This window comes from Streptomyces sp. NPDC048419 (assembly GCF_043200415.1).
Lineage (GTDB): Bacteria > Actinomycetota > Actinomycetes > Streptomycetales > Streptomycetaceae > Streptomyces.
Genome location: NZ_JBICXT010000013.1, coordinates 79,231 through 100,126, shown reverse-complemented (window position 1 = coordinate 100,126; position 20,896 = coordinate 79,231). Strand labels below are relative to the sequence as shown.

The 20,896-nt window shown below is 72.3% G+C and carries 20 protein-coding genes; 15 read left to right on the top strand and 5 right to left on the bottom strand.

What is annotated here, in order from left to right; all coding sequences use genetic code 11:
• Positions 1–17: 17 nt before the first annotated feature.
• The 5 genes from ACGFYN_RS26110 to panD all read right to left on the bottom strand — a co-directional run bounded on the left by ACGFYN_RS26110 (position 18) and on the right by panD (position 4,931).
• Positions 18–1,451 (bottom strand): glucose-6-phosphate dehydrogenase, encoded by a 1,434-nt coding sequence (locus ACGFYN_RS26110; protein WP_393868280.1) that lies wholly within the window; start codon positions 1,449–1,451, stop codon positions 18–20.
• Complete coding sequence (locus ACGFYN_RS26105; protein ID WP_393868279.1) at positions 1,448–3,277, bottom strand: glycoside hydrolase family 15 protein; 1,830 nt, start codon at positions 3,275–3,277, stop codon at positions 1,448–1,450. Before ACGFYN_RS26105 ends, ACGFYN_RS26110 begins: the two co-directional genes overlap by 4 nt.
• Before the next feature lie 231 nt (positions 3,278–3,508).
• A complete protein-coding gene (locus ACGFYN_RS26100; protein WP_393868278.1) occupies positions 3,509–3,970 on the bottom strand; it encodes a universal stress protein in 462 nt (153 codons plus the stop codon).
• A gap of 156 nt (positions 3,971–4,126) precedes the next feature.
• On the bottom strand, positions 4,127–4,480 hold the full coding sequence (locus tag ACGFYN_RS26095) for a GNAT family N-acetyltransferase (RefSeq protein ID WP_393868277.1): 354 nt from the start codon (positions 4,478–4,480) through the stop codon (positions 4,127–4,129).
• Positions 4,481–4,511: 31 nt separating this feature from the next.
• Entirely contained in the window at positions 4,512–4,931 is a 420-nt protein-coding gene (gene panD / locus ACGFYN_RS26090; protein WP_393868276.1) for an aspartate 1-decarboxylase, read from the bottom strand.
• 403 nt (positions 4,932–5,334) lie between these two features.
• On the opposite strand from panD, the gene ACGFYN_RS26085 reads away from it, so the two are divergent.
• From ACGFYN_RS26085 to ACGFYN_RS26015, 15 genes are all read left to right on the top strand, one after another.
• A complete protein-coding gene (locus tag ACGFYN_RS26085) occupies positions 5,335–6,912 on the top strand; it encodes a GMC family oxidoreductase (RefSeq protein WP_393868275.1) in 1,578 nt (525 codons plus the stop codon).
• A gap of 360 nt (positions 6,913–7,272) precedes the next feature.
• Positions 7,273–8,841 (top strand): purine-cytosine permease family protein, encoded by a 1,569-nt coding sequence (locus ACGFYN_RS26080; RefSeq protein ID WP_393868274.1) that lies wholly within the window; start codon positions 7,273–7,275, stop codon positions 8,839–8,841.
• Between the two features lie 28 nt (positions 8,842–8,869).
• Positions 8,870–10,807 (top strand): FAD-dependent oxidoreductase, encoded by a 1,938-nt coding sequence (locus ACGFYN_RS26075; RefSeq protein ID WP_393868273.1) that lies wholly within the window; start codon positions 8,870–8,872, stop codon positions 10,805–10,807.
• Between the two features lie 212 nt (positions 10,808–11,019).
• On the top strand, positions 11,020–11,550 hold the full coding sequence (locus ACGFYN_RS26070; RefSeq protein WP_393868272.1) for an aromatic-ring-hydroxylating dioxygenase subunit beta: 531 nt from the start codon (positions 11,020–11,022) through the stop codon (positions 11,548–11,550).
• Between the two features lie 14 nt (positions 11,551–11,564).
• Positions 11,565–12,986, top strand: a complete 1,422-nt coding sequence (locus ACGFYN_RS26065) for a Rieske 2Fe-2S domain-containing protein (protein ID WP_393868271.1) — start codon at positions 11,565–11,567, stop codon at positions 12,984–12,986.
• On the top strand, positions 12,970–13,779 hold the full coding sequence (locus tag ACGFYN_RS26060) for an SDR family oxidoreductase (RefSeq protein WP_393868270.1): 810 nt from the start codon (positions 12,970–12,972) through the stop codon (positions 13,777–13,779). Before ACGFYN_RS26065 ends, ACGFYN_RS26060 begins: the two co-directional genes overlap by 17 nt.
• On the top strand, positions 13,776–14,429 hold the full coding sequence (locus tag ACGFYN_RS26055) for an isochorismatase family protein (protein ID WP_393868269.1): 654 nt from the start codon (positions 13,776–13,778) through the stop codon (positions 14,427–14,429). The genes ACGFYN_RS26060 and ACGFYN_RS26055 overlap by 4 nt, the downstream gene beginning before the upstream one ends.
• Positions 14,426–15,679 carry an NADH-ubiquinone oxidoreductase-F iron-sulfur binding region domain-containing protein gene (locus tag ACGFYN_RS26050; protein WP_393868268.1) on the top strand — a complete coding sequence of 418 codons (1,254 nt, stop codon included), beginning with the start codon at positions 14,426–14,428 and terminating at the stop codon, positions 15,677–15,679. The genes ACGFYN_RS26055 and ACGFYN_RS26050 overlap by 4 nt, the downstream gene beginning before the upstream one ends.
• 21 nt (positions 15,680–15,700) lie before the next feature.
• Positions 15,701–15,898 (top strand): ferredoxin, encoded by a 198-nt coding sequence (locus ACGFYN_RS26045; RefSeq protein WP_393868267.1) that lies wholly within the window; start codon positions 15,701–15,703, stop codon positions 15,896–15,898.
• 47 nt (positions 15,899–15,945) lie between these two features.
• Entirely contained in the window at positions 15,946–16,716 is a 771-nt protein-coding gene (locus tag ACGFYN_RS26040) for an SDR family oxidoreductase (protein ID WP_393868266.1), read from the top strand.
• Between the two features lie 49 nt (positions 16,717–16,765).
• Positions 16,766–17,773 carry a hypothetical protein gene (locus tag ACGFYN_RS26035; protein WP_393868265.1) on the top strand — a complete coding sequence of 336 codons (1,008 nt, stop codon included), beginning with the start codon at positions 16,766–16,768 and terminating at the stop codon, positions 17,771–17,773.
• A gap of 38 nt (positions 17,774–17,811) precedes the next feature.
• Positions 17,812–18,921, top strand: a complete 1,110-nt coding sequence (locus tag ACGFYN_RS26030) for a hypothetical protein (protein WP_393868264.1) — start codon at positions 17,812–17,814, stop codon at positions 18,919–18,921.
• Entirely contained in the window at positions 18,914–19,810 is an 897-nt protein-coding gene (locus ACGFYN_RS26025) for a nitrilase-related carbon-nitrogen hydrolase (protein WP_393868263.1), read from the top strand. The genes ACGFYN_RS26030 and ACGFYN_RS26025 overlap by 8 nt, the downstream gene beginning before the upstream one ends.
• On the top strand, positions 19,807–20,058 hold the full coding sequence (locus ACGFYN_RS26020) for a dihydrodiol dehydrogenase (protein WP_393868262.1): 252 nt from the start codon (positions 19,807–19,809) through the stop codon (positions 20,056–20,058). Before ACGFYN_RS26025 ends, ACGFYN_RS26020 begins: the two co-directional genes overlap by 4 nt.
• A complete protein-coding gene (locus ACGFYN_RS26015) occupies positions 20,058–20,861 on the top strand; it encodes a GntR family transcriptional regulator (protein WP_393868261.1) in 804 nt (267 codons plus the stop codon). The genes ACGFYN_RS26020 and ACGFYN_RS26015 overlap by 1 nt, the downstream gene beginning before the upstream one ends.
• Positions 20,862–20,896: the final 35 nt, after the last annotated feature.

Here is a 20,896-nt window from a genome sequence, read left to right as displayed (position 1 = left end):
CCTGCCGGTGCGGCCGTTCAGAGGTGGTCCGGTGGAAGCGCCGGATCGTGGAGCAGGGCCTCCCGGCGCCGTAGGCCGTCCGCGTGCCGCTCGCGCGAGGGCGGCCCGTCCGAGCCGGCCGGGTACTCCTCCATGGGCACAAGGTCCTTCTCCCAGGCGGACAGGACGGGCTCCAGGAGCCGCCACGCCTCCTCGGCCTCGTCGCCTCGGATGGACAGGGCGGGGTCGCCCCGCAGGACGTCCAGCAGGAGCCGGCCGTAGGCGGGCAGGCCCGGCGGTTCCATCCGCGCGGTCAGTTCGAGAGGGGCGAGCTCGTCGGTGTGGGCGCCGATGCCCGTCAGGTCCAGGGCCAGCCCCTCCGGCTCGAGGTTGAAGCGCAGCACGTTGGGCAGCGCCTCCCCGCTGTGCCCGAAGGGCAGATGCGGCACGGGGCGGAAGCGCACCGCGACCTCCTTGCGGTCCGCCCTGAGCGCTTTGCCGCTGCGCAGCCGGAAGGTCGTCCCGGCCCAGCGCCAGCTGTCCAGTTCCAGCTCCACCTCGGCGTACGTCTCCGTACGGCGCTCGGGGCGCACGCCTTCCTCGTCGACGTAGGCGGGCAGGTCGTGGTCTGCGATCCGGCCGGCCTGATAACGGGCGCGGCGCGTGCGGTGGACGACGTCGTACTCGGTCAGCATCCGCGCGGAGCGCAGTACGTCGACCTTCCGGTCGCGCAGGTCCCGCTCGCCGAGGGTGACCGGCGGTTCCATGGCCACCAGGCAGAGCAGCTGCAGCAGGTGGTTCTGGAGCATGTCCTTGAGCGCCCCGACGTGGTCGTAGTAGCCGGCCCTGCCCTCCAACGCCAGCGTCTCGTCCCAGATGATCTCGATCTCGGCGATGTGGGTGCTGTTCCAGATGGGTTCGAGCACGCGGTTGGCCAGGCGGCTGCCCAGGACGTTCTGGACGGTCGTCATGGCCAGGAAGTGGTCGACGCGGAACACGGCCTGCTCCGGTACGAGGTCGGCGAGCAGCCGGTTCAGCTGCTGCGCACCGGCCAGGTCCTCCCCGAACGGTTTCTCCAGCACGATCCTGCTGCCCGCCGGCAGGCCCGATTCGTGCAGGGCGGTGACCACGGGCGGGAAGAGCGCCGGGGGGAGGGCGAGGTAGACGGCGACGGGGCCGTCGCCCGCGATGGCGGCGGCGGCCTCGGCGGGGTCGGTGACATCGGCCCGCACGTAGCGGGCCGCGGCCGTGATCGCCTGCCGGGAGGCGGCCGGATTGAAGTCGTCGTGACGCTCGTACTGCTCGGCGATCCACTGCCGGTACCGCTCGGTGTCCCAGTCCTCCCTGCCGGCTCCGGTCCACTCCAGGCGGTCGCCGAGGTGACCTGCCGCGTGCAGGGCGGCCAGCGCGGGCAGCAGATAGCGCGCCGTGAGGTCGCCCGTCCCGCCGAAGACGGCCAGCCGGTTGATCATGTCCGTCCGCCTGCCTTCGCTCGGGCGAGGTTCACGCCACTGGCGATGACGCCGATGTGGCTGAACGCCTGCGGGAAGTTGCCCATGAACTCTCCTGTCGAGGGGTTGATCTGCTCCGACAGCAGCCCCAGCGGGCTGCTGCGGGCACACAGCGAGGCGTACAGCTCTTCGGCCTCCTCGATCCGGCCCTGTCCGATCAGGTTGTCGACCAGCCAGAAACTGCACAGCACGAAGGCGCCCTCGTCGCCCGCCAGGCCGTCGGGGGACTCCTCGTGCAGATAGCGGTAGAGCAGGCCGTCGCCCGCCGACAGCCGCTCGGCGACGGCCTTGGTGGTCGCCACCATCCGCGGGTGATCGGCCGGCATCACATGGCGCAGCGGGAGCGCGAGCAGGCTCGCGTCCAGCAGGCCGCCCCCGTCCAGGTGGGCGCTCAGGGTCTGGGTCTTCTCGTCCCAGGACTGCTCCAGGACGAGCCGGCGCAACTCCTCGGCCGAGGCCCGCCACTCGGCGACCCGCCCGGGCAGGCCGAGCCGCTCGCCGATCTGCGCGGCCCGGTCCAGGGCGACCTGGCACAGCCCGGCCGAGTACGTGAACACCCGGCCCTCGCTGCGCACTTCCCAGATGCCCTGGTCCGGCTGCCGCCAGGCCTGTTCCGCGGTGTCGGCGAGCCCGGCCAGACCGGCCCACAGGGCGGGCTGGATCTCACCGCCGGAGCGCAGCCACTGGTGGGCGCAGTCCAGGATCTCGCCGTAGACGTCGTGCTGGCGCTGGTCGGCGGCGCCGTTGCCCCAGCGCACCGGGGCGGAGCGCTGGTAGCCCTCCAGCTCGGCGTCCTCGACCTCGTCCGGTACGAGCCCGCCCCGCAGGCCGTACATGATCCTCGGCCGCCCGCTGTACTCGAAGGCGTCGAGGACCCAGCCGAGGAAGGCGTCGGCCTCGCCGCGGAAGCCGATGCGGCGCAGGGCGAACACCGCGTACGCCGCGTCGCGGATCCAGGCGTAGCGGTAGTCCCAGTTGCGGATGCCGCCGATGGGCGCGGGCAGGGAGGAGGTGGGTGCCGCGACGAGCGAGCCGTTGGCCCAGTCGTCGCACAGCTTCAAGGTGATCGCGGCCCGCCTGACCAGGGGCTCCTCGGGGCCGCCGTAGTCGAAGTGCCGCATCCAGCGCCGCCATGCGTCGGCGGTGGTCTGCAGCATCGTGTCGGTGTCGAAGCGGTGGTGGCGGTGGAAGCGGCCCCAGGACAGCACGAGATCGAGGCGATCGCCCTGCCGCAGGTCGTGGATGCTGTGCAGACCGGTCAGGGGCCGGTTGGAGCGCAGGTGGAGGCGCAGGTCCGGCCGCCGGGAGGGGCGCACTTCCAGTCCGCTGAACAGGGCGCGCACCTGTGCGCCGCCGCGGGGCTCCAGGTCCGCGCGCAGGCGGACGCTTCCGTCCAGCACGACCGCCGAGCGCACGAGTTCGGACCGGTCGGCCGGGACGTCGTCGGTGAGGTCTGCGCCGGAACGCAGGACCAGTGCATCGGTGACGCGCACCAGGCCGGTGCGGCTGCGCAACTCGGTCGTCAGGATGCCGGTGTCCGGTTCGTAGCGCTGCCGCGCCTCCACCAGGTCCTCCGGCGCCAGGGTGAAGCGGCCGCCTCGCGCGTGGTCCAGCAAGCCGCAGAACAGCGGCTCGGCATCGAAGCGGGGCAGGCACATCCACGGGATGGAACCGTCCAGGCCCACCAGGGCGGCGGTGGCTCCGTCCCCGATGAGGCCGAGATCCTCCAGCGGCAGATAGCCGTCGCGGCTTCGGACCGGCCGGAACGGCGGATCGGGATCGTGCATGCGCAGTCTTCCTCCGAGGCGGCGGCTCGTGGCGATGGTCCTGTCGGGCTGCGATGCAGAACGAGTCGGCGCCCTGCGCCTGGGGGGCCGTTGCCTGCGCCGCTCTTGCTTCCACGTTCGCGGGAATGGGGCTGGACCGCGATCCGGCCGACCGATGCAATGGTGCTTTCCGGTGATATCAGGAGTCGCTCGGCGCAGCGGCCCTGGATGCCGCGCCCGGGCCCCCGGGGCTCACTCCTCGCCGCCCCGGACCACGAGAACCGGACAGGCGGCGTGCTGAACGCAGTGCTGGGCCACCGATCCCAGCAGCAGCCCCGAGAAGCCGCCGAGCCCCCGGCTGCCCACCACGAGTACGGCGGCGTCACGCGACGCGTCGATCAGCACGCCGGCGGCGGTGCCGTAGCGCGCCTCGACACGTACCTCGACCGAATGCGGCGACGGTCCCAGGATCTCTTCCACGGCTTGCGTGAGTTCTCTGCGCGCCTGACCCTCCAGTGCCGCCTCGTCCGAGCTGGACGGGGGCAGCCAGGCGCGGGCGCCGTAGAGGTGCGGGATGTTCCAGGCGGTCACCGCCTCCACCACACCCTTGGTGAGCTCCGCCTGGCGCGCGGCCCAGCGCAGGGCCAGCTTGGACGATTCCGAACCGTCCACCCCGACCACGATGCGGTCCGTCTTCTCCTGCTGGTCAGCCATGCTGCCTCCTCGACCGGGCACTGGCTTCCAGAGTCCTGCCTACGGCATCAACTGCGCAGTCCGGGCAGGTCCAGACGGGGGCGGGCAGTCCTGTCCAGGGGGCCGGGTCGGGAGGGTGCCCGATCGAAGGTGGCCGAGCGGGCCGTACGCGACCTGTCAGAACCGCCCGGGGTGCTCCGCCAGCCAGCGCTTCGCCGCCCGCAGCAGCTCCGGGTCGGCCGCCGGGGCCTCGTCGGGGTGGCGCTCGGCCCACTTGACGACGTACGGGCACAGCGGGGCGACGACGACTCCGTCGCGCTCGGCGATGGCGTACAGCTCACGGGCGAGCGAGCCCGCGATGCCCTTCCCCTCGTGGGCCGGCTCCACGAGGGTGTGCACGGGGACCAGGGCGTGTGCGGGAGCTTCGAGGACGAAGTACTCGATGTGGCCGACGACGTCGCCCTCCGTGCCGTCGCCGATCGCCTCCAGGCGGCCCGCCGCCCGGTCGTCGCGGATCTCGATCTCGCTCATCGGCACGCTCCTGGTCCGAAGGTGGTGAAGGTCAGGCCGAAACGGCCTGCGGGCTGCGCTCCTGGTCCGAGCCCGGCACCGGCTCGGACGGGTCGGCGCCCAGGGCGACGATGCGGTTGTCGCGGTCCACGTGCACGACCCGCGGTTCGAGTGCCCTGGCCTCGGCGTCGGTCACCTGAGCGTAGCTGATGATGATCACCAGATCGCCGGGGTGGACGAGATGGGCGGCGGCGCCGTTGATCCCGATCACGCCCGAGCCCCGCTCGCCCTCGATGACGTACGTCTCCAGGCGCGAGCCGTTGGTGATGTCGACGATGTGCACCAGCTCGCCGGGCAGCAGGTCGGCGGCGTCGAGCAGATCGGCGTCGATGGTCACCGAGCCGACGTAGTGCAGGTCGGCCTGGGTGACGGTGGCGCGGTGGATCTTGGACTTGAACATGGTGCGCAGCATGGGCTGAGGCTCCCGTGGTGAAGAGGGTCGCGTCCCGCGGTCGGGTACGCGCCGACGCCGCACAGGGTACGGCGGGCGTCCGTCCCGTGCCTATGGCGCCGGGCTCGCTGACGACGCGATCTAGGTCACCTTGCGCTTTGCGACTCCTGAGGTCGGCCTCGCCGACAGATGCTTTCGAGCTGTCCGACTTTGTCTTCACGCTGGGCTGTACGAACCCCACCCCGCCGCTCAAGGTGGATCTGGTCCGCGAGCACCCGGTGCCGGCGCCCCCGGCATGAAGCGGGTGCCGTACATGGACCTCAGCGCAGGCCATGTGCAACGGGCCCGTCGGGGACCGCGCCCTGAAGTTCGCCGCCGGCGGGCGGGCCTACGGCACCTGTACTCGCGATCGAAGGGGATGGACATGAACACGTACGACTACGTCATCGTCGGCGCCGGATCCGCGGGCTGCGTTCTCGCGGGGCGGCTGTCGCAGGACCCGGGGGTCCTGGTGGCGGTGATCGAGGCGGGCGGCCCCGACACCTCTCCGGACATCCATGTCCCGGCCGCGTTCCCTCAGTTGTTCAAGTCCGACCTCGACTGGGACCTGGACACCGAGCCGGAGCCGGGGATCGGCGGGCGGCGCGGATATCTGCCCCGGGGCAAGGTGTTCGGCGGCTCCAGCTCGATGAACGCGATGATCTACATCAGGGGCAGCCGCGCCGACTACGACGGCTGGGCGGCGGCCGGGGCCACCGGTTGGTCGTACGACGAGGTCCTGCCGTACTTCCGGCGCTCCGAGGACAACGAGTGCGGTGAGGACGAATTCCACGGTGTGGGCGGGCCGTTGACGGTCAGTGAGGGACGGTCTGGGCATCCGCTCGCCTCGGCCTTCGTGCAAGCCGCCCAGCAGGCCGGGCACAAGGCCAATGACGACTTCAACGGCGAGTCCCAATTCGGTGTCGGGCGCTACCAGTTGACGCAGCGTGGGGGCATGCGCTGCAGCACCGCCGTCGCCTATCTGCATCCCGCGCTCGAGCGGCCGAACCTGACCGTGCTGTCCGCGGCGCGCGCCCTGCGCGTGGTGGTCGAGGGCGGCCGGGCGGCCGGTGTGGAGGTGGAGCGGGGCGGCGCCGTCGAGGTGGTCCGCGCCGAGCGCGAGGTCATCCTGTCCGCGGGCGCCTACGAGTCGCCGAAGCTGCTGATGCTGTCCGGGATCGGGCCGGCCGCGGTTCTGTCCGCGTTCGGCATCGAGGTCGTAGGGGACCTGCCGGTCGGTCAGGGGCTGCAGGACCACTACATGGCGCTGCTGAACTTCCGCACCGACGCCGAGTCGCTGATCAGCGCGGCGAGTCCGGAGAACGCCGCGCTGCTGCAGGGCGAGGGCCGCGGCCCGCTGACCTCCAACATCGGTGAGGCCGGCGGGTTCTTCCGCAGCCGTGAGCGGCTGGCCGCGCCCGACGTGCAGTTCCACGCGGCGCCCGTGCTCTTCCACCAGGAGGGGCTCGGCCCGGTCGCCGAGCACGGTTTCGCCTTCGGTCCGTGCGTGCTCTCCCCGACCAGCCGCGGGGCGGTGACCCTGCGCTCCCCGCGCCCGGACGCCGCGCCCCGGATCGTGCACAACTACCTGACGACGGCCGAGGACCGGGACTGCATCGTCGCCGGGATACGGATCGCCCTGGACATCGCGGCGCAGCAGGCCGTGACCGACCTGGTCACCGGTCCGTTCGGGGAGATGCCGGCCTCGGATGCGGACGCCGACCTGCTGGCCTGGGCGCAGCGCACCGGGCAGACGCTGTACCACCCGACGTCGACCTGTGCGATCGGCGCCGTGGTCGATCCCGAGCTGCGCGTGTTCGGCGTGGCGGGTCTGCGGGTCGTGGACGCGTCCGTGTTCCCGGCGGTGACGCGCGGCAACACCAACGCGCCCACGATCATGGCCGCGGAGAAGGCGGCCGACCTCATCGGCGCGGGCAACACCCCCGCGGGAACGGCACAATGACGGCGTCCGTGCCGAGGACCGGCCGGGTGTGCGCGATCGCCCGCTACCGCACAGCGGCTGGGACCGGCTGCCGCTGAGCGATCTCAGCACCGAGGTGTGGCTGCCGCCCGGCCGACACCGGGGACGTGGGCGTCGTGCTCGGCACCGCGACCGCCCACGGCGGCCCGCCGACCCCTTCCCGGAGATCAACAACCCCATGATCACTGCCGCGTCCGGCACCGACCGCCCCGATCACCGGCCCCGCTCCACCCCCGGAAAATCATCGGCACACCCATTGACGGGACCTCCCCGGGATGCAAAGTATTCACTTCTGCATGCACTTTAGTGTGCACTCCCGACCTCCCTCCCTCAGGAGCGGCCATGTCGCTAGCCCCGGAAGTCTCCCTCTCACCGCTGCGGACGAGATCCACCGACGACCCCGCCGTCGTGGCCGAGCAGCGCGCCGACGACTACAGCAACCATCTGGTCCCGCTGACCGCCCGCGTCGGGCGCTGGCAGCTGACGATGTCGTTCTGGTCCCTGCTCAGCGCGATGGTCTGGCTGTTCTACGGCGCCCTGGCGGCCAGCCTGTACGGCACCGTCGACGCGCTCATCGCCATCGGTGTCTCCGTCGTGACGTACTCCCTGATCAACGCCCTGTTCACCCGGTGGAGTCTGCGCAGCGGCCTGAACAGCACCCTGCTCTCGCGCCGGATGTTCGGCGTGCTCGGCGCCTCGCTCACCGCCCTGCTCATCGCCGCCAACGCCACCTACTACGCGGTCTTCGAGAGCAGCACGCTCGCGGTCGCGTTCGGCCACTACACGCCGAGCTGGGACATCCGCATCTGGTACGCGATCATCGTCGTCGCCATGCTGCCGCTGATGCTCGGCGGCGTGCAGACCTGGATGGCACGGCTGAACGGCATCCTGCTGCCGCTCTACGTCGTGGGCATCATCGCGGCCGTCGTGTTCGCCGCCGTCCGCTTCCCGGGCGCCTCGGACTGGCTCTCCTTCGGCGGGGTCGTCCCGCCGCAGGCACGGGCCCTGCCCGGCTGGCTGCTGGGCGCGATCCTCTACATGGGCATCTACCTGTGCATGCCGGTCACGGCGGACTTCGCGCGCTTCGCCAAGGTCGAGGACGAGGGCTTCCACCGCAAGGTCACCTTCGGCTGGGTCTTCTACATCTGGCTGTTCGCCGCGAACGGCGCGGCCGGCATCTTCCTCGTCCGCGCGGCCATCCCGGACCAGCCCAGCGCCGAGACCGGCGTGGTGCAGGCGATCATCGCGAGCCTCGGAGTGGCCGGGCTGCTTCTGATCGTGGTGTCCCAGGCCAGGATCAACAGCATCAACTACTACCTGTCGTCCGCGAACTGGGGACGGCTGATCAGGGACCTGACCGGCGTCCGGCTCAACCGCGCCCTGCTGGTCGTCGCCACCTCGGCCGTGGTGTTCCTGCTGATGCTGACCGACGTCTTCAGCTATCTGCAGTCCGCGCTGACCTGGCAGGGCGTGTTCCTGGTCAGCTGGGTCGGCATCGCGCTGACGCACTACGTGCTGGTGCCGCAGGACCGCGCGGCCGGGCCGGAGTTCCGCGCGCTGCGCCTGCCCCGGGTCACCTGGGGGCTCGCGGCCTGGGTGCTCGCCTCCGCCGTCGGCATCTTCCTCGCCGAGGCGCACGGCGTGCCCGCGGCGCTCGCCGGAGCGGCGCCGCTGGTGGCGCTGGTCGTCAGCGCGGTGCTGTACGCGATCGCCGTGAAGCTGCGCCCGCCGGCCGTCCCGGACCGGCCCGACCCGCGCGCCGAGGTGGCCGAACCGGCCGGCACCTGGGCCGAGTGCCACCGCTGCGAGAAGGCATACGTCGTCCTGGAGATGGACCGCGAGCCGGCGGCGGGCGGAGCGGCGGTCTGCGACGCCTGCGCCACGGCGAGCCTCGTGCCCGGACGCTCCTGACCTCCCCCGACAGAAGAAGGTAGACAGAATGGCTTTCGACAGCCTGTTCCGCACCGGCGCGATCGGGGACCTGACCCTGCGCAACCGCGTCGTGAAGTCCCCCAACACCACGGCCACCTGCAACCCGGACGGCACCGTCAGCGAGCGCACGGTCAGCCACTACCGGCGGCTCGGTGAGGGCGGCACCGGCCTGGTGATGGTCGAGTACACCTACGTCGACGACGACGCCAGCAAGTCCATCCACGGCCAGCCCGGGGCCAGCCGGCAGGACCACGTCCCCGGCCTCGGCCTGCTCGCCGACGAGGTCCGTTCGACCGGCGCGGCGGTCGGGCTGCAGCTGGTGCACGCCGGACGCCAGCGCTTTTTGGGCACCAGCCCGATGAAGTCGGCCTCGACCTCCTCCTGGGAGGTGGCCGAGATGCCGTTCGGCGTGGTCCCGACACCGCTGACCGTCGACGAGATCGCCGGGGTGGTGCGCAGCTTCGGCGAGGCCGCGCAGCGCGCGTACATGGCGCGGTTCGACCTGGTGGAGGTCCACGCCGGGCACGGCTACATGATCACCAACTTCCTTTCCCCGCACACCAACGACCGCACCGACGAGTACGGCGGCTCCTTCGAGAACCGCGCCCGGATCCTGCTGGAGATCGTCGACAGCGTCCGGGACCGGGTGCCGCGCAGCTTCCCGCTCAGCGTGCGGCTGTCGGTGACCGACTACGAGCCGGACGGCATCGTGCTCGAGGAGACCGTGGAGCTGTGCCGGCTGCTGGAGCAGCACGGCGTCGACGTCATCCACGCCTCGGGCGGGCACCACGCCCTGCAGCAGTGGGAGGTCAGCTCCTGGTACATGCCGCGGCAGCCGCACCGCTGGGGCTGGGAGACGATCAAGGACGCGGTGTCCATCCCGGTGATCGCCTCGGGCTCGCTGATCACACCCGAGATCGCCGACGAGATCCTCACCTCCTCCAGCGCCGACTTCGTCTCGCTGGGCCGCGCCATGCTGGCCGACCCGGACTGGGCGAACAAGGCCCGCGAGGGCCGCCAGCTGGAGATCGTGCCCTGTATCCGCTGCAACGACGGCTGCCTGGAGCGCGGCCTGGACCAGAAACGCAGTACGGGCTGCACGGTCAACCCCGAGGTCACGGAGGAGGGCCGGTTCCCGATCGGCACGGCCCCGGTGCCCAAGCGGGTGGCCGTCGCCGGAGGCGGACCGGCCGGACTGCGCGCCGCCGCGATCCTGCACGACCGCGGCCACACGGTCGTCCTCTTCGAGCCCGGCGAGCTGGGCGGAGCGCTCAACCACGCTCTCGGATCGACCGTGAAGCAGGACCTCGCCGGGTTGCGCGAGCACCTGGTGCACGAGGTGACCCGGCGGGGGATCGAAGTCCGCCAGGTGGCCGCGGACGCCGCCGTCACCGGCGGGTTCGACGAGGTCGTGGTCGCGACCGGGGCTCCGCAGCGCACCTTCACCGGCCCCGTCGCCGAGGCTGCCCTGGTGCTGTCCCCGGCCGACATCACGGCCCGGCGCGAGGACCTGGCGGGGCGGCGTGTGGTGGTGGTCGGCGGCGGCTTCCAGGGCTGCGAATCGGCCCTGCGGCTGGCCGAGCTGTCCGGCACCTCCGTCGTCGTACTCGAAGCCGGCGAGGGCCTGCTGCGCGGCGACGAGGTCAAGTACGACGCGCTGGTGCTGCCCAGCCGTCTCGACGAGACGGGCGTCGAGGTGCGGACCGGTGCCGAGGTCGTCGCCGTCGAGGCCAAGGGCGTGCGCGTGCGCCGCGCGGACGGTACCGAGGAGGCCGTGGAGGCGGACGCGGTGCTGCTCGCCCTCGGCCGGGAGCCGTCGTCCGGCACCCTGGCGGCCGAGGTCGAAAAGGCGGGCGTACCGGTCACGGCCATCGGTTCGGCCACGGCGCCGGGGCGGGTCTACGACGCCCTGCACACGGCGTTCTTCGCGGCCCGCCTGATCTGACCCCGGCCCTGCTGCCGCCGGTGTCCCGGCGGCCCGCCCAGGCCCCGTCGAACGGGGCGGGGCCGGGCTGCGGCACGCCCTGCACGGGCGCGCCGCCGCGGCGAGAATGGCCGGGTACGCGGGTCCGCGGACACGCAGAATTCCGCGCCAGGTCTTGCCGCACACAAAAGTGCATGCAAAAGTGTGTTCAACCCACCGGAGGAGTGTGACGGATGGACTCGACACTGTCCCGGGTCCCGGCGGACACCGCGCTCTACGCGGAGGTCCTCGACTGGATCCACACCGAGGCCGAACTACTGGACGATCTCCGCGAGCGCGAGTGGCTCGAGACCATGGTCAGCCGCGACATCACCTACACCGTGCCACTGCGGCAGACGGTGGAGCGGGCCCGCGGACGCGGCTTCGCCAAGGACACCTACCACCTGCTGGAGAGCTACGGCTCGCTCGGCAGCCGGGTCGCCCGCAACGAGACCCAGTACGCCTGGGCGGAGGACCCGCCCTCCCGCATCCGGCACTTCGTCACCAACGTCCGGGTCCGCGCCACCGAGGAGCCCGACACCGTCGAGGTGCGCAGCAACCTGCTGCTGCACCGCACCCGCCAGGACCAGAGCGTCCCGCAGCTGCTGTCCGGCGAGCGCGTCGACCTGCTGCGCCGCGAGGACGGCCGGTTCATGCTGCTGCGCCGCGACGTCCTGCTCGACCTGACCGTCATCCGCACGCACAACCTGGCGATCTTCTTCTGAGCGAGGAACCCATCATGACGAGCCACACCGACACCGGCCGGCTGCTGGACGCGGTCGCCGAGGGCGCCGACCGGGGCAGCATCCCGGCCACCATCTTCGGCAACCCCGACCTCTACCGCCAGGAACTGCGCAACGTCTTCGGACGCTGCTGGGTGTTCCTCGCCCACGAGTCCGAGATACCCGCCAAGGGCGACTACGTCCTGCGGAAGATCGGCGAGGACAACTTCATCGTCGTGCGCGACGAAGAGGGCGGCGTCAACGTCCTGTTCGACGCCTGCCGGCACCGCGGCGTCCAGGTGTGCCGCGCGGACTCCGGCAACACCTCCCACTTCCGCTGCCCGTACCACGGCTGGACGTACAACACCAAGGGCAACCTGGTGGGCGCCCCGCTGTGGCGCAACGCCTTCGGCGGCATGTCCAAGGAGGGCAACGGCCTGGTCAAGGCCGCCCAGGCCGACTCCTACCAGGGGCTCGTCTTCGCCACCCTGGACGAGAGCGCGCCCCCGCTCAAGGAGTACCTGGGCGGCATGGCCTGGTACCTGGACCTGCTCTTCGGGCTCAACGAGCACGGCATGGAGGTGCTGGGCCCGCCGCAGCGCTTCGTGATCGACGCCAACTGGAAGTCCGGCGCGGACAACTTCTCCGGCGACGACTACCACCTGGGCACCCTGCACCGCTCGGTGTGGGAGATCGGCGCCTTCCCGGTGCCGTTCCGGGAGAACATGATGGGCTATCACATCCAGGCCTCCCCCGGGCACTCGCTGTCCTTCTCGATGGCCCCGGACGAGAACGAGCCCGGCCCGAAGTTCTTCGGCTTCCCCGAGGAACTGGCGCAGACCTTCGACACCAGCAGGATCAGCGCCGAACAGCTCTCGGTCGCCCAGCGCTCGCGCGTCATGGTCGCCAATGTCTTCCCCAACTTCTCCCTCCTCGCCCTGCCCATGACCGAGGACGGCGCCCACCACGCGCCGACCGGCATCCTCACCCTGCGCACCTGGCAGCCGCACGGCCCCGGCCAGGTCGAGGTGTGGAACTGGTTCGCCGCCTACAAGAACCTCACCCCCGAGCAGAAGGACCGCGCCTACCGTGCGGGTCTCGGCACTTTCTCCATGGGTGGCGCCTTCGAGGTCGACGACACCGAGCCGTGGATCACCGTCGGCCGCACCGGCCGCTCCACCGCCGCCGAACTCCTCGACTTCCAGCTCAACTACGAGATGGGCAAGCCCGGCATCGGCATCTCCGAGCCGGTCAAGGACTGGCCGGGCCCCGGCCGCGTCCAGTGGACCCGCTACGAGGAGGGCGTGCAGCGCAACATGTACGCCTTCTACGCCGACATGATGCGCGCCGCTCCCGGCACCTGGCCCGACCTGGTCTTCCCCGAGAGCCGGGACGGCGCCCCGCAGGAGGCGAAGGGCAGCCATGAGCAGCAGGCTTGACGGGCAGGTCGCCCTGGTCACGGGAGCGGCCGGCGGCCTCGGCTCGGCGGTCGTGCGCCGCTACCTCGCCGAGGGCGCCCGCGTGGTCGCCGCCGACCTGCGACCGGATCCGCTCCGGGAACTCGCCGACCGGCTCGGCCGCCCCGCCGGACTGGCCGTGGTCGCGGGCGACGCCTCCGACTGGAAGACCTCCGTGGAGATGGTGGACACCGCCCACCGCCACTTCGGCCCGATCGACGTCTACACCTCCTGCGTCGGCGTGTACGACCACAACGTGCGCCTGGTGGACCTGCCCGGCGAGCAGCTGGCCGAGGCCCTGCAGGAGTGCTGGCGCATCAACGTCGGCTCGATCCTGGTCAACCTCCGCGCCGCGCTGGACGACCTGATCGCCACCCGCGGCCGGGTCGTGCTCACCGGCTCCTACGCCTCCTACGCGGCCGCCGGCGGCGGAGTGCTCTACACCTCCTCCAAGCACGCCGTGCTGGGCGTGGTCAAGCAGCTCGCCCACGAACTCGCCCCCAAGGTGCGGGTCAACGCGGTCGCGCCCGGCGTCCTGCCCACCGTCATGACAGGCATCGGCGCCCTCGGACAGGGCACGCGCGACGCCGTCCTGCCCGGCACCGAGGACGCCCTGCCGCTGCACCGGATACCCACCGGAGACGACCTGGCCGGCCTGTACGTCACCCTCGCCTCGGCGGCGGACACCGCGGCCGTCACCGGCTCGGTGCTGGTGGCCGACTCGGGACTGCTCGCCCGCGGTCTGGCCGCACCGGCGGGAGGTGACGACCTGTGAGCACCCCCTCCGCGGTCAAGGACCTCTACGCGGCGCGTGGCCTCGGCGGCCGGCTCACCCCCGGACGCCGGCCGGCCCTCCTGGTCGTCGACCTGATCAACGGCTTCACCGACCCCGACTGCCCGCCCGGCAGCGACCTGGACGCCGTCGTCGCCGCCACCCGCACCCTGCTCGACCGGGCCCGGGCCACCGACACCCCTGTGGTGTTCACGACCATCGCGTTCGCCGCCGACGGCGTCGAGGGCACGCTGTGGCTGCGCAAGATGCCGGCCCTCAAAATCCTTGCCGAGGGCAGCCGTTGGGTCGAGACGGACGAGCGACTCGGCCGCACGGGGCACGAACCCCTCGTGGTCAAGCGCGCCGCGTCCGCCTTCGCCGGCACCGGACTCACCGCCCTGCTGACCTCCCTCGGCGCCGACAGCCTGATCGTCACCGGGGCCACCACCTCGGGCTGCGTCCGCGCCACCGCCGTGGACGCCTGCGCGGCCGGCTACCCGGCCTTCGTCGTCGCCGACTGCGTGGGCGACCGCGCCGCGGCACCGCACGAGGCGAGCCTGTTCGACATCGACGCCAAGTACGCGGACGTCGTCGGCCTGCAACACGCCCTGTCCCTCCTGCCCGATCCGTCGACCGGGAGGGCCGCCTCATGACCGCCGCCCCGACCCTGGCCCACACCGGCGCCACCCTCACCGCGGCCGCCCACCCCGCGATCACCCCCCGGCTGGTCGTCCCCGGCGCCGCGGACGCCCCGCTCGGCCTGGACGCCGAACACGACCTGGGCACCTACCTGCCCCGCGTGTACGACGCCGACCCCGCCGTATTCCTCGACACTCTTGAAGCCTCCGGGCTGCGCGGCCGGGGTGGCGCCGCCTTCCCCGCCCACCTCAAGTGGCGCGGCGTCGCCGCCGGCGAGGGCCCCCGCGTGGTCGTCGCCAACGGCGAGGAGGGCGAACCCGCCTCCGCCAAGGACCGCTGGCTGCTCACCCGCCGCCCGCACCTCGTCCTGGACGGGCTGCTGCACGCCGCCCGCACCGTCGGCGCCGACCGCGCCGTCGTCTACCTCTCGCACCCGGAGACCGTCCAGGCCGTCCGCACGGCGCTCGACGAACTCGCCGCGGACGGCGACGAACGCGCCCACCGCGTGGAGATCCACACCGTGGAACCCACCTACGTGGCAGGCGAGGAGAGCGCGGTGTGCCGCTCAATCAGCGGCGGCCCCGCGCTGCCCACCGCCAAACCACCGCGCCCGCACGAGAGCGGCGTCGACGGCCGGCCCACCCTCGTCAGCAACGTCGAGACGCTGGCGCACGCCGCCTGGATCGCCCGGCACGGCGCCGAGGCCTACCGCGCCGAAGGCACCGACACCTCGCCGGGCACCACCCTGGTCACCCTGGGCGGCGCCTGCGCCCGGCCCGGCGTGTACGAGGTCCCGCTGGGCCTGACGGTGCGGCAGCTCTTCGACGAGGTCGGCGGCGGCCTCGCCGACGGGGTGCACGGCGTGCTGATGGGCGGCTGGTTCGGCGGCATGCTGCGCCACGACCACCTCGCCACCGCCTGCTGCTACGACGCGCTGCGCACCCTGGGCAGCGGCCTGGGCTGCGGGGCCATCACCGCCCTCGGCACGGACGACTCCCCGCTGCGCGTCGCCGCCGAACTGTCCGTCTGGTACGCCCGCGAGTCCGCCGCGCAGTGCGGCGTGTGCGTCAACGGCACCAAGGCGATCCGGGACACCTTCGCCCGGCTCGCCGACGGAGCCGGCACCGCGGACGACACCGGCCGCCTCGCCCGTTGGGGGCAGACCCTGCCCCGCCGCGGCGCGTGCGCCTTCCTGGACGGGGCGGCCACCCTGGCCCGCTCCGCCGTCACCCAATACCCGGAAGTCTTCCCGGCCCTGCCGTGACCGAAAGTGAGGAGCCATCAGATGAAAGCCGCAGTCGACGCGACCAAATGCAACGCCTACGGGACCTGCACGGAGATCTGCCCGTCGGTCTTCCAGCTCGACGAGTGGGGCTACGCCGCCGTGGTGGGCGACGGAACCGTCCCCGCCGAGGCCCTCGAGTCCGCCCGCGCCGCGCTGGCCGACTGCCCCGAGAAGGCCATCACCCTGACCGAGGACTGACCCGCGTCACCGCACCGGACACCGGCACCACCCAGGAGGGAACACCCATGGATCTCGGCCTCACCGGCCATGTCGCCGCCGTCACCGCCGCCAGCCGCGGGATCGGGGCCGCCGTCGCCCGCCGGTTCGCCGCCGAGGGAGCGACCGCGGTGGCCGCCTCCCGCACCGCCCCGGCCGTACCGCAGACCGGTCCCGGCCGCGTCCTGCCCGTGAAGCTGGACCTGTCCGACGCGGCGGCGACGGCCCGGTTCGTGCCGGACGTCGTCGCCGAGCACGGCCGCGTCGACGTCCTGGTCGTCAACACCGCGGGACCGCGCCTCGGCCCGTTCCTCGACACCACCGACGAGGACTGGGCGGCGGGCTACGACCTGCTGCTGCGCCCCGCCGTACAGCTCGCCCGGGCCGGCGCGCGGCAGATGGCACAGCAGGGCGGCGGCTGCATCGTCTTCCTCACCTCCACCTGGGTGCGCCAGCCCGCCCCCGGCGGAGTGCTCTCCTCCTCGTTCCGCTCCGCGGTCGCCGCCATGGCCAAGCAACTGGCCGCCGAGGTCGCCCCCTTCGGGGTGCGGGTCGTGCAGGTGATGCCGGGCGCCACCGGCACCGACCGGATGCGCGACATCGTCGCCGCCAAGTCCGCCGCCAACCGGACCACCGAGGACGAGGAGATCGACAAGGTCGTGAAGGACATCCCACTCGGCCGCTGGGCCGAGGCCGAGGAGATCGCCGACACCGTGGCCTTCCTCGCCTCACCGCGCTCCTCGTTCACCACCGGAGCCTCGCTGACCGTCGACGGCGGCGCCGTCCGCTCCCTGCCGTAGCCGCTCCCCCGCGGCCCCCCTCGTCCACGCACCCGAAAGGACCCCCGCCATGCCCCGTACCCTGCGCGAACTCTTCGTCGAGCAGCTGCGTCTGTGCCACGTCGGCACCGACCAGCAGGTGGCCGTCATCGCCGAACTCGGCCAGAAGGGCGAGTACGTCGAGGCGGCCGTCGCCGCCGCCCGCGACCTCGGCGCCTCCGCCCTGGTGCTGACCGCCTCCAGCCTGTCCAACCCGATGCTGCCGCCCTACGAGGCCGACGGCCGCGAAGTGCCCGCGCTGCTCGCCGCCGCGGCCGAGTGCGACATGGTCGTCGACGTCACCGTCGGCGGGCTGATCCACTCCGACGTCCGCACCCGCATCACCGGCAACGGCAAGCGGATGCTCTTCGTCGCCGAACCCGCCGACGTACTGGAGCGGCTGATGGGCGACCAGGCCCTGCGCGCCTCCGTCGAGGCGGGCGGCGACCGGCTGCGGGCCGGCTCCACCCTGCACGTCACCAGCGCCGCCGGCACCGACCTGACCGCCGACATCAGCGGCGGCGACCTGCCCATCACCCACCAGTGGGGCTACGTCGACCAGGAGCACCGCTGGGACCACTGGCCGAGCGGCTTCGTCGCCTGCTTCCCGCACGACCGCACCGCCGAGGGCCGTATCGTCCTGCAGCCCGGCGACGCGCTCATCCCCTGGCAGCGCTACGTCCGCGACGAGGTCGCCATCAGCGTCGAGAAGGGCTTCATCACCGAGGTCGAGGGCACCGGCGCCGACGCCCACCTGCTGCGGGACTACTTCGAGGCGTGGGACGACAACGAGGTCTACGCCGTCTCCCACATGGGCTGGGGCCTGCTGCCCGCCGCCCGCTGGTCCGCCTTCGACGTCTATGACCCGCGCAGCCTCTACGGCCAGGAACTGCGCTCCACCGCGGGCAACTTCATGTGGTCCACCGGGCCCAACCGCTTCGCCGACCGCGAGACCCCGGCGCACCTGGACATCCCGATGCGCGGTTGCACCGTCCGTATCGACGGTGAGGCCGTGGTCGTCGACGGCCGGCTCGTCTGACCCGACCCTCCTCCCCCGCCACAGCCCAAGGAGGCACCGTGGACCGCACCACTCTGGAGCAGGCGATCCTCACGCTCGCCCGGGACCAGGAACTGCTCCGCTCCTTCCGCGCCGACGCCACGTCGGTCGGCGCCGGCCTCGGCCTCGACGCCGAATGGTCCGGCGTCATCGCCGCGGGCGACCGCGACCGGCTCCGCTCCGCCGGTCTGCCCGACGGCGTGACCATCCTGGTCAGCCGCTGGTTCGCCGACGACCTGGCCGACTCGGCCAGCACGGGCGCCTTCCACGTCGACACCACATCGCCGCTGCCCGACCCCGACGTCCCGGCCAACCTGGTCTTCGCCGGCGGCGCCTCGCACGTCCCCGACCTGCTGGCCCGCCCGGAGATCGACCCGCCGGACGCGGTCGGCCGGCTCACGGCCGGGTACGAGCGGCTGCGCAAGGACCTCGCGGCGGCCGACCCGGACGTCCTGCTGATCACCGCCGACTGCCACTTCCAGTCCTTCCGCACCGGCGCGTACGTCATCGGCACCGGGGCGTCGTACTCCGGTTCCATGGAGTTCTTCAAGCGCCCCGACCTCGATCTGACCGTGAGCGGGGCGCCGGAGCTCGCCCGGGCGATGGCGAACGCGATCCGCGCCGAGGGCCTGGAAGTGGAGGAGAGCCCCGAATTCCCCCTGGACCACGGCCAGATCGTGCCGCTGCGGCTGCTGCTGCCCCGCCCGGACCTGCCGGTGGTCCCGATCGTCACCCAGCCCGGCCGGTCCTTCTCGCCGTTCGGCGCCCGCGTCTTCGGCGAGGTGCTGCGCGACGTCCTGGAATCCCGCGACCTGCGGGTGGCCGTGCTGGCCACCGGCGGCCTGTCGCACTGGCTGGACCCGGGCAAGTTCGGCAAGGCCGACGTGGAGTTCGACACCTATCTGCTGCAGATGCTCCAGGCCGGCCGCGGCACCGACATCGCCAACCTCGAGCCGTACGCCCTGCTCGACCACGGCCAGTACGAGTTCCCCAACTGGCTCATCATGCTGGGCATGGTCGGCCCGGGTGTGCGCGGCGAGGTCTACGCCTACGAGCCGATGGAGGCCTCCGGCGGCGGCTGGGCCGTCGTCAACATGGTCCTCCCGCAGCAGGGCGCCCGCGATGAGTGAGCGACGCCTGCTGCGGGTCGGCCTGACCCAGTGGCACGCCACCGGCGACCCGGCGCGCAACACCGAGCTTGCCCGCACGGCCGTCGCCCGGGCGGCGGCCGACGGCGCCGATCTCGTGCTGCTGCCCGAGAACGGGCTGATGCTCGGCACCGGCGGCGACATGCGCGCGCACGCCTTCACCCCCGACTCCCCGGAGATCACCGAGCTGCGCGAGGCGGCACGGCGGGCCGGCACCGTCGTGGTCCTCGGCGGCATGAAGCACCGCAGGCCCGACCGGGTCACCAACTCCGCGCTCGTCATCGGCCATGACGGGGCGGTGCTGGGCGCCTATGACAAGATTCACCTGTTCGACGCGCGGATCGACGGGCGCTCCTTCGAGGCGTCCGGTGTGGAACAGGCCGGCTCCGAGCCGCTGCTGCTGGAGGTGAACGGCGTCACGGTGGGCATCACCATCTGCTACGACGTGCGCTTTCCCGAGCTGTACCGCTCCCTCGCCCGCGCGGGCGCCGAAGTCCTGCTCGTCCCGGCCGCGTTCACCCGCACCACCGGGCGCGCCCACTGGGACGTGCTGCTGCGCTCGCGTGCCATCGAGAACGGCGCCTTCGTCGTGGCCTCGGCCACGGTCCACGGCGAGCAGCCCGGCGCCGACGCCTTCGACACCTACGGGCACGCCATGGCCGTCACCCCCTGGGGCGAGGTCATGGCCGACCTGGGCGAGGCACCCTTCGCCCACCGCGTCGTCGAACTCGACCTCGCGCAGGTGGCGAAGGCCAGGGCCGCCCTGCCGGTGCTCCAGCAGATCCGCACCGACGCCTACGCCCGCACCCCCGGCCGACTGAACGCCGGCGCCACCCGCCGACCCGAGCCGACACAGGAGCCCGCACGATGAGTGACCGACAAGACGACGGCATCGTCCGTCACGGCGACTGGATCGGCATCGGCAACGAATTCACCGGTGTCCGGCTGCGGAAGGTCTTCACGCCGCAGGGCGAGCGGCTGGAGATCGAGGTTCCCAAGCGCGGCCACCGCATCCTGCTGGACGCCATGCAGCTGGAGATCGTCGCCGCCCAGGACCCGGAGCGGTTCAGTGAGCTGTTCGCGGTCCAGTTCGGCTCCGACGAGGAGGACGGCAACTGATGGCCAGGTCAGGGCGCACCGTGGAGGAGATCTACACCGAGCTGCGCGACCGTATCGTCGACGGCACCTACGCGCCGGGCATACGGCTGTCCCAGCAGGCCGTGGCCGACGAGCTCAGCGTCAGCCGCACCCCGCTGCGCGAGGCCCTGCATCGCCTGGAGGCCGACGGGCTCGTCATCGCCGAGGCCAACCGCGGCATGACGGTCAGCCCGGCCCACCACGACCAGGCCGAACAGTCGTACGCGGCACGGCTGTTGATGGAGCCGCCGCTGGTCGCGGCCCTGGTCAAGGAGATCACCGACCAGGACATCAAGGCCATGGGCGAGGCCCTGGAGGAGATGGACCGCCTCGCCGGGCGCACCCGCGACTTCCAGAAGGCGCACCTGCAGTTCCACGCCACCCTCCTGCACCGCTACCCGCCCCTGCTGGCCGAGATCACCAACCAGCAGTACTCGCGGATCTTCCGCCACCAGCGGCTGTACATGTCCCGGCCCGCCGTCCCCGAGCACTTCACCCAGGTCGACCGCCAGTTCCTGGAGGCCGTGCGTGCCCACGAGGGCGAGCTCGCCCGCCAGTTGCTCGAACTGCACCTGATCGACGCGGCCCTCGGCATGGCACTCGACATCGATCCCGACTACCGCTTCGACGCCCTGCTGACGGCCGCCAAGGGTCTGGGCGTGCACCTTCAGCACGCTCCGGACGGCAGCGTCACCCGGCCGGTGCGCCTGGAGTGGGTGCGGCCGGGCGCGGTCGCCATGCCGCAGGCCCGTACCGCCAACGTCGAGCACCGTCCCGCCGACTGACCTCACCCGCAGTCGCCTCCGGGCCGCGCCAGGGC

Excerpts from the sequence above, each read along its gene's own strand:
- ACGFYN_RS26110 (WP_393868280.1), bottom strand. The coding sequence starts at position 1,451 with ATGATCAACCGGCTGGCCGTCTTCGGCGGGACGGGCGACCTCACGGCG.
- ACGFYN_RS26105 (WP_393868279.1), bottom strand. The coding sequence starts at position 3,277 with ATGCACGATCCCGATCCGCCGTTCCGGCCGGTCCGAAGCCGCGACGGC.
- ACGFYN_RS26100 (WP_393868278.1), bottom strand. The coding sequence starts at position 3,970 with ATGGCTGACCAGCAGGAGAAGACGGACCGCATCGTGGTCGGGGTGGAC.
- ACGFYN_RS26095 (WP_393868277.1), bottom strand. The coding sequence starts at position 4,480 with ATGAGCGAGATCGAGATCCGCGACGACCGGGCGGCGGGCCGCCTGGAG.
- panD (WP_393868276.1), bottom strand. The coding sequence starts at position 4,931 with ATGCTGCGCACCATGTTCAAGTCCAAGATCCACCGCGCCACCGTCACC.
- ACGFYN_RS26085 (WP_393868275.1), top strand. The coding sequence starts at position 5,335 with ATGAACACGTACGACTACGTCATCGTCGGCGCCGGATCCGCGGGCTGC.
- ACGFYN_RS26080 (WP_393868274.1), top strand. The coding sequence starts at position 7,273 with ATGTCGCTAGCCCCGGAAGTCTCCCTCTCACCGCTGCGGACGAGATCC.
- ACGFYN_RS26075 (WP_393868273.1), top strand. The coding sequence starts at position 8,870 with ATGGCTTTCGACAGCCTGTTCCGCACCGGCGCGATCGGGGACCTGACC.
- ACGFYN_RS26070 (WP_393868272.1), top strand. The coding sequence starts at position 11,020 with ATGGACTCGACACTGTCCCGGGTCCCGGCGGACACCGCGCTCTACGCG.
- ACGFYN_RS26065 (WP_393868271.1), top strand. The coding sequence starts at position 11,565 with ATGACGAGCCACACCGACACCGGCCGGCTGCTGGACGCGGTCGCCGAG.
- ACGFYN_RS26060 (WP_393868270.1), top strand. The coding sequence starts at position 12,970 with ATGAGCAGCAGGCTTGACGGGCAGGTCGCCCTGGTCACGGGAGCGGCC.
- ACGFYN_RS26050 (WP_393868268.1), top strand. The coding sequence starts at position 14,426 with ATGACCGCCGCCCCGACCCTGGCCCACACCGGCGCCACCCTCACCGCG.
- ACGFYN_RS26045 (WP_393868267.1), top strand. The coding sequence starts at position 15,701 with ATGAAAGCCGCAGTCGACGCGACCAAATGCAACGCCTACGGGACCTGC.
- ACGFYN_RS26040 (WP_393868266.1), top strand. The coding sequence starts at position 15,946 with ATGGATCTCGGCCTCACCGGCCATGTCGCCGCCGTCACCGCCGCCAGC.
- ACGFYN_RS26035 (WP_393868265.1), top strand. The coding sequence starts at position 16,766 with ATGCCCCGTACCCTGCGCGAACTCTTCGTCGAGCAGCTGCGTCTGTGC.
- ACGFYN_RS26025 (WP_393868263.1), top strand. The coding sequence starts at position 18,914 with ATGAGTGAGCGACGCCTGCTGCGGGTCGGCCTGACCCAGTGGCACGCC.
- ACGFYN_RS26020 (WP_393868262.1), top strand. The coding sequence starts at position 19,807 with ATGAGTGACCGACAAGACGACGGCATCGTCCGTCACGGCGACTGGATC.
- ACGFYN_RS26015 (WP_393868261.1), top strand. The coding sequence starts at position 20,058 with ATGGCCAGGTCAGGGCGCACCGTGGAGGAGATCTACACCGAGCTGCGC.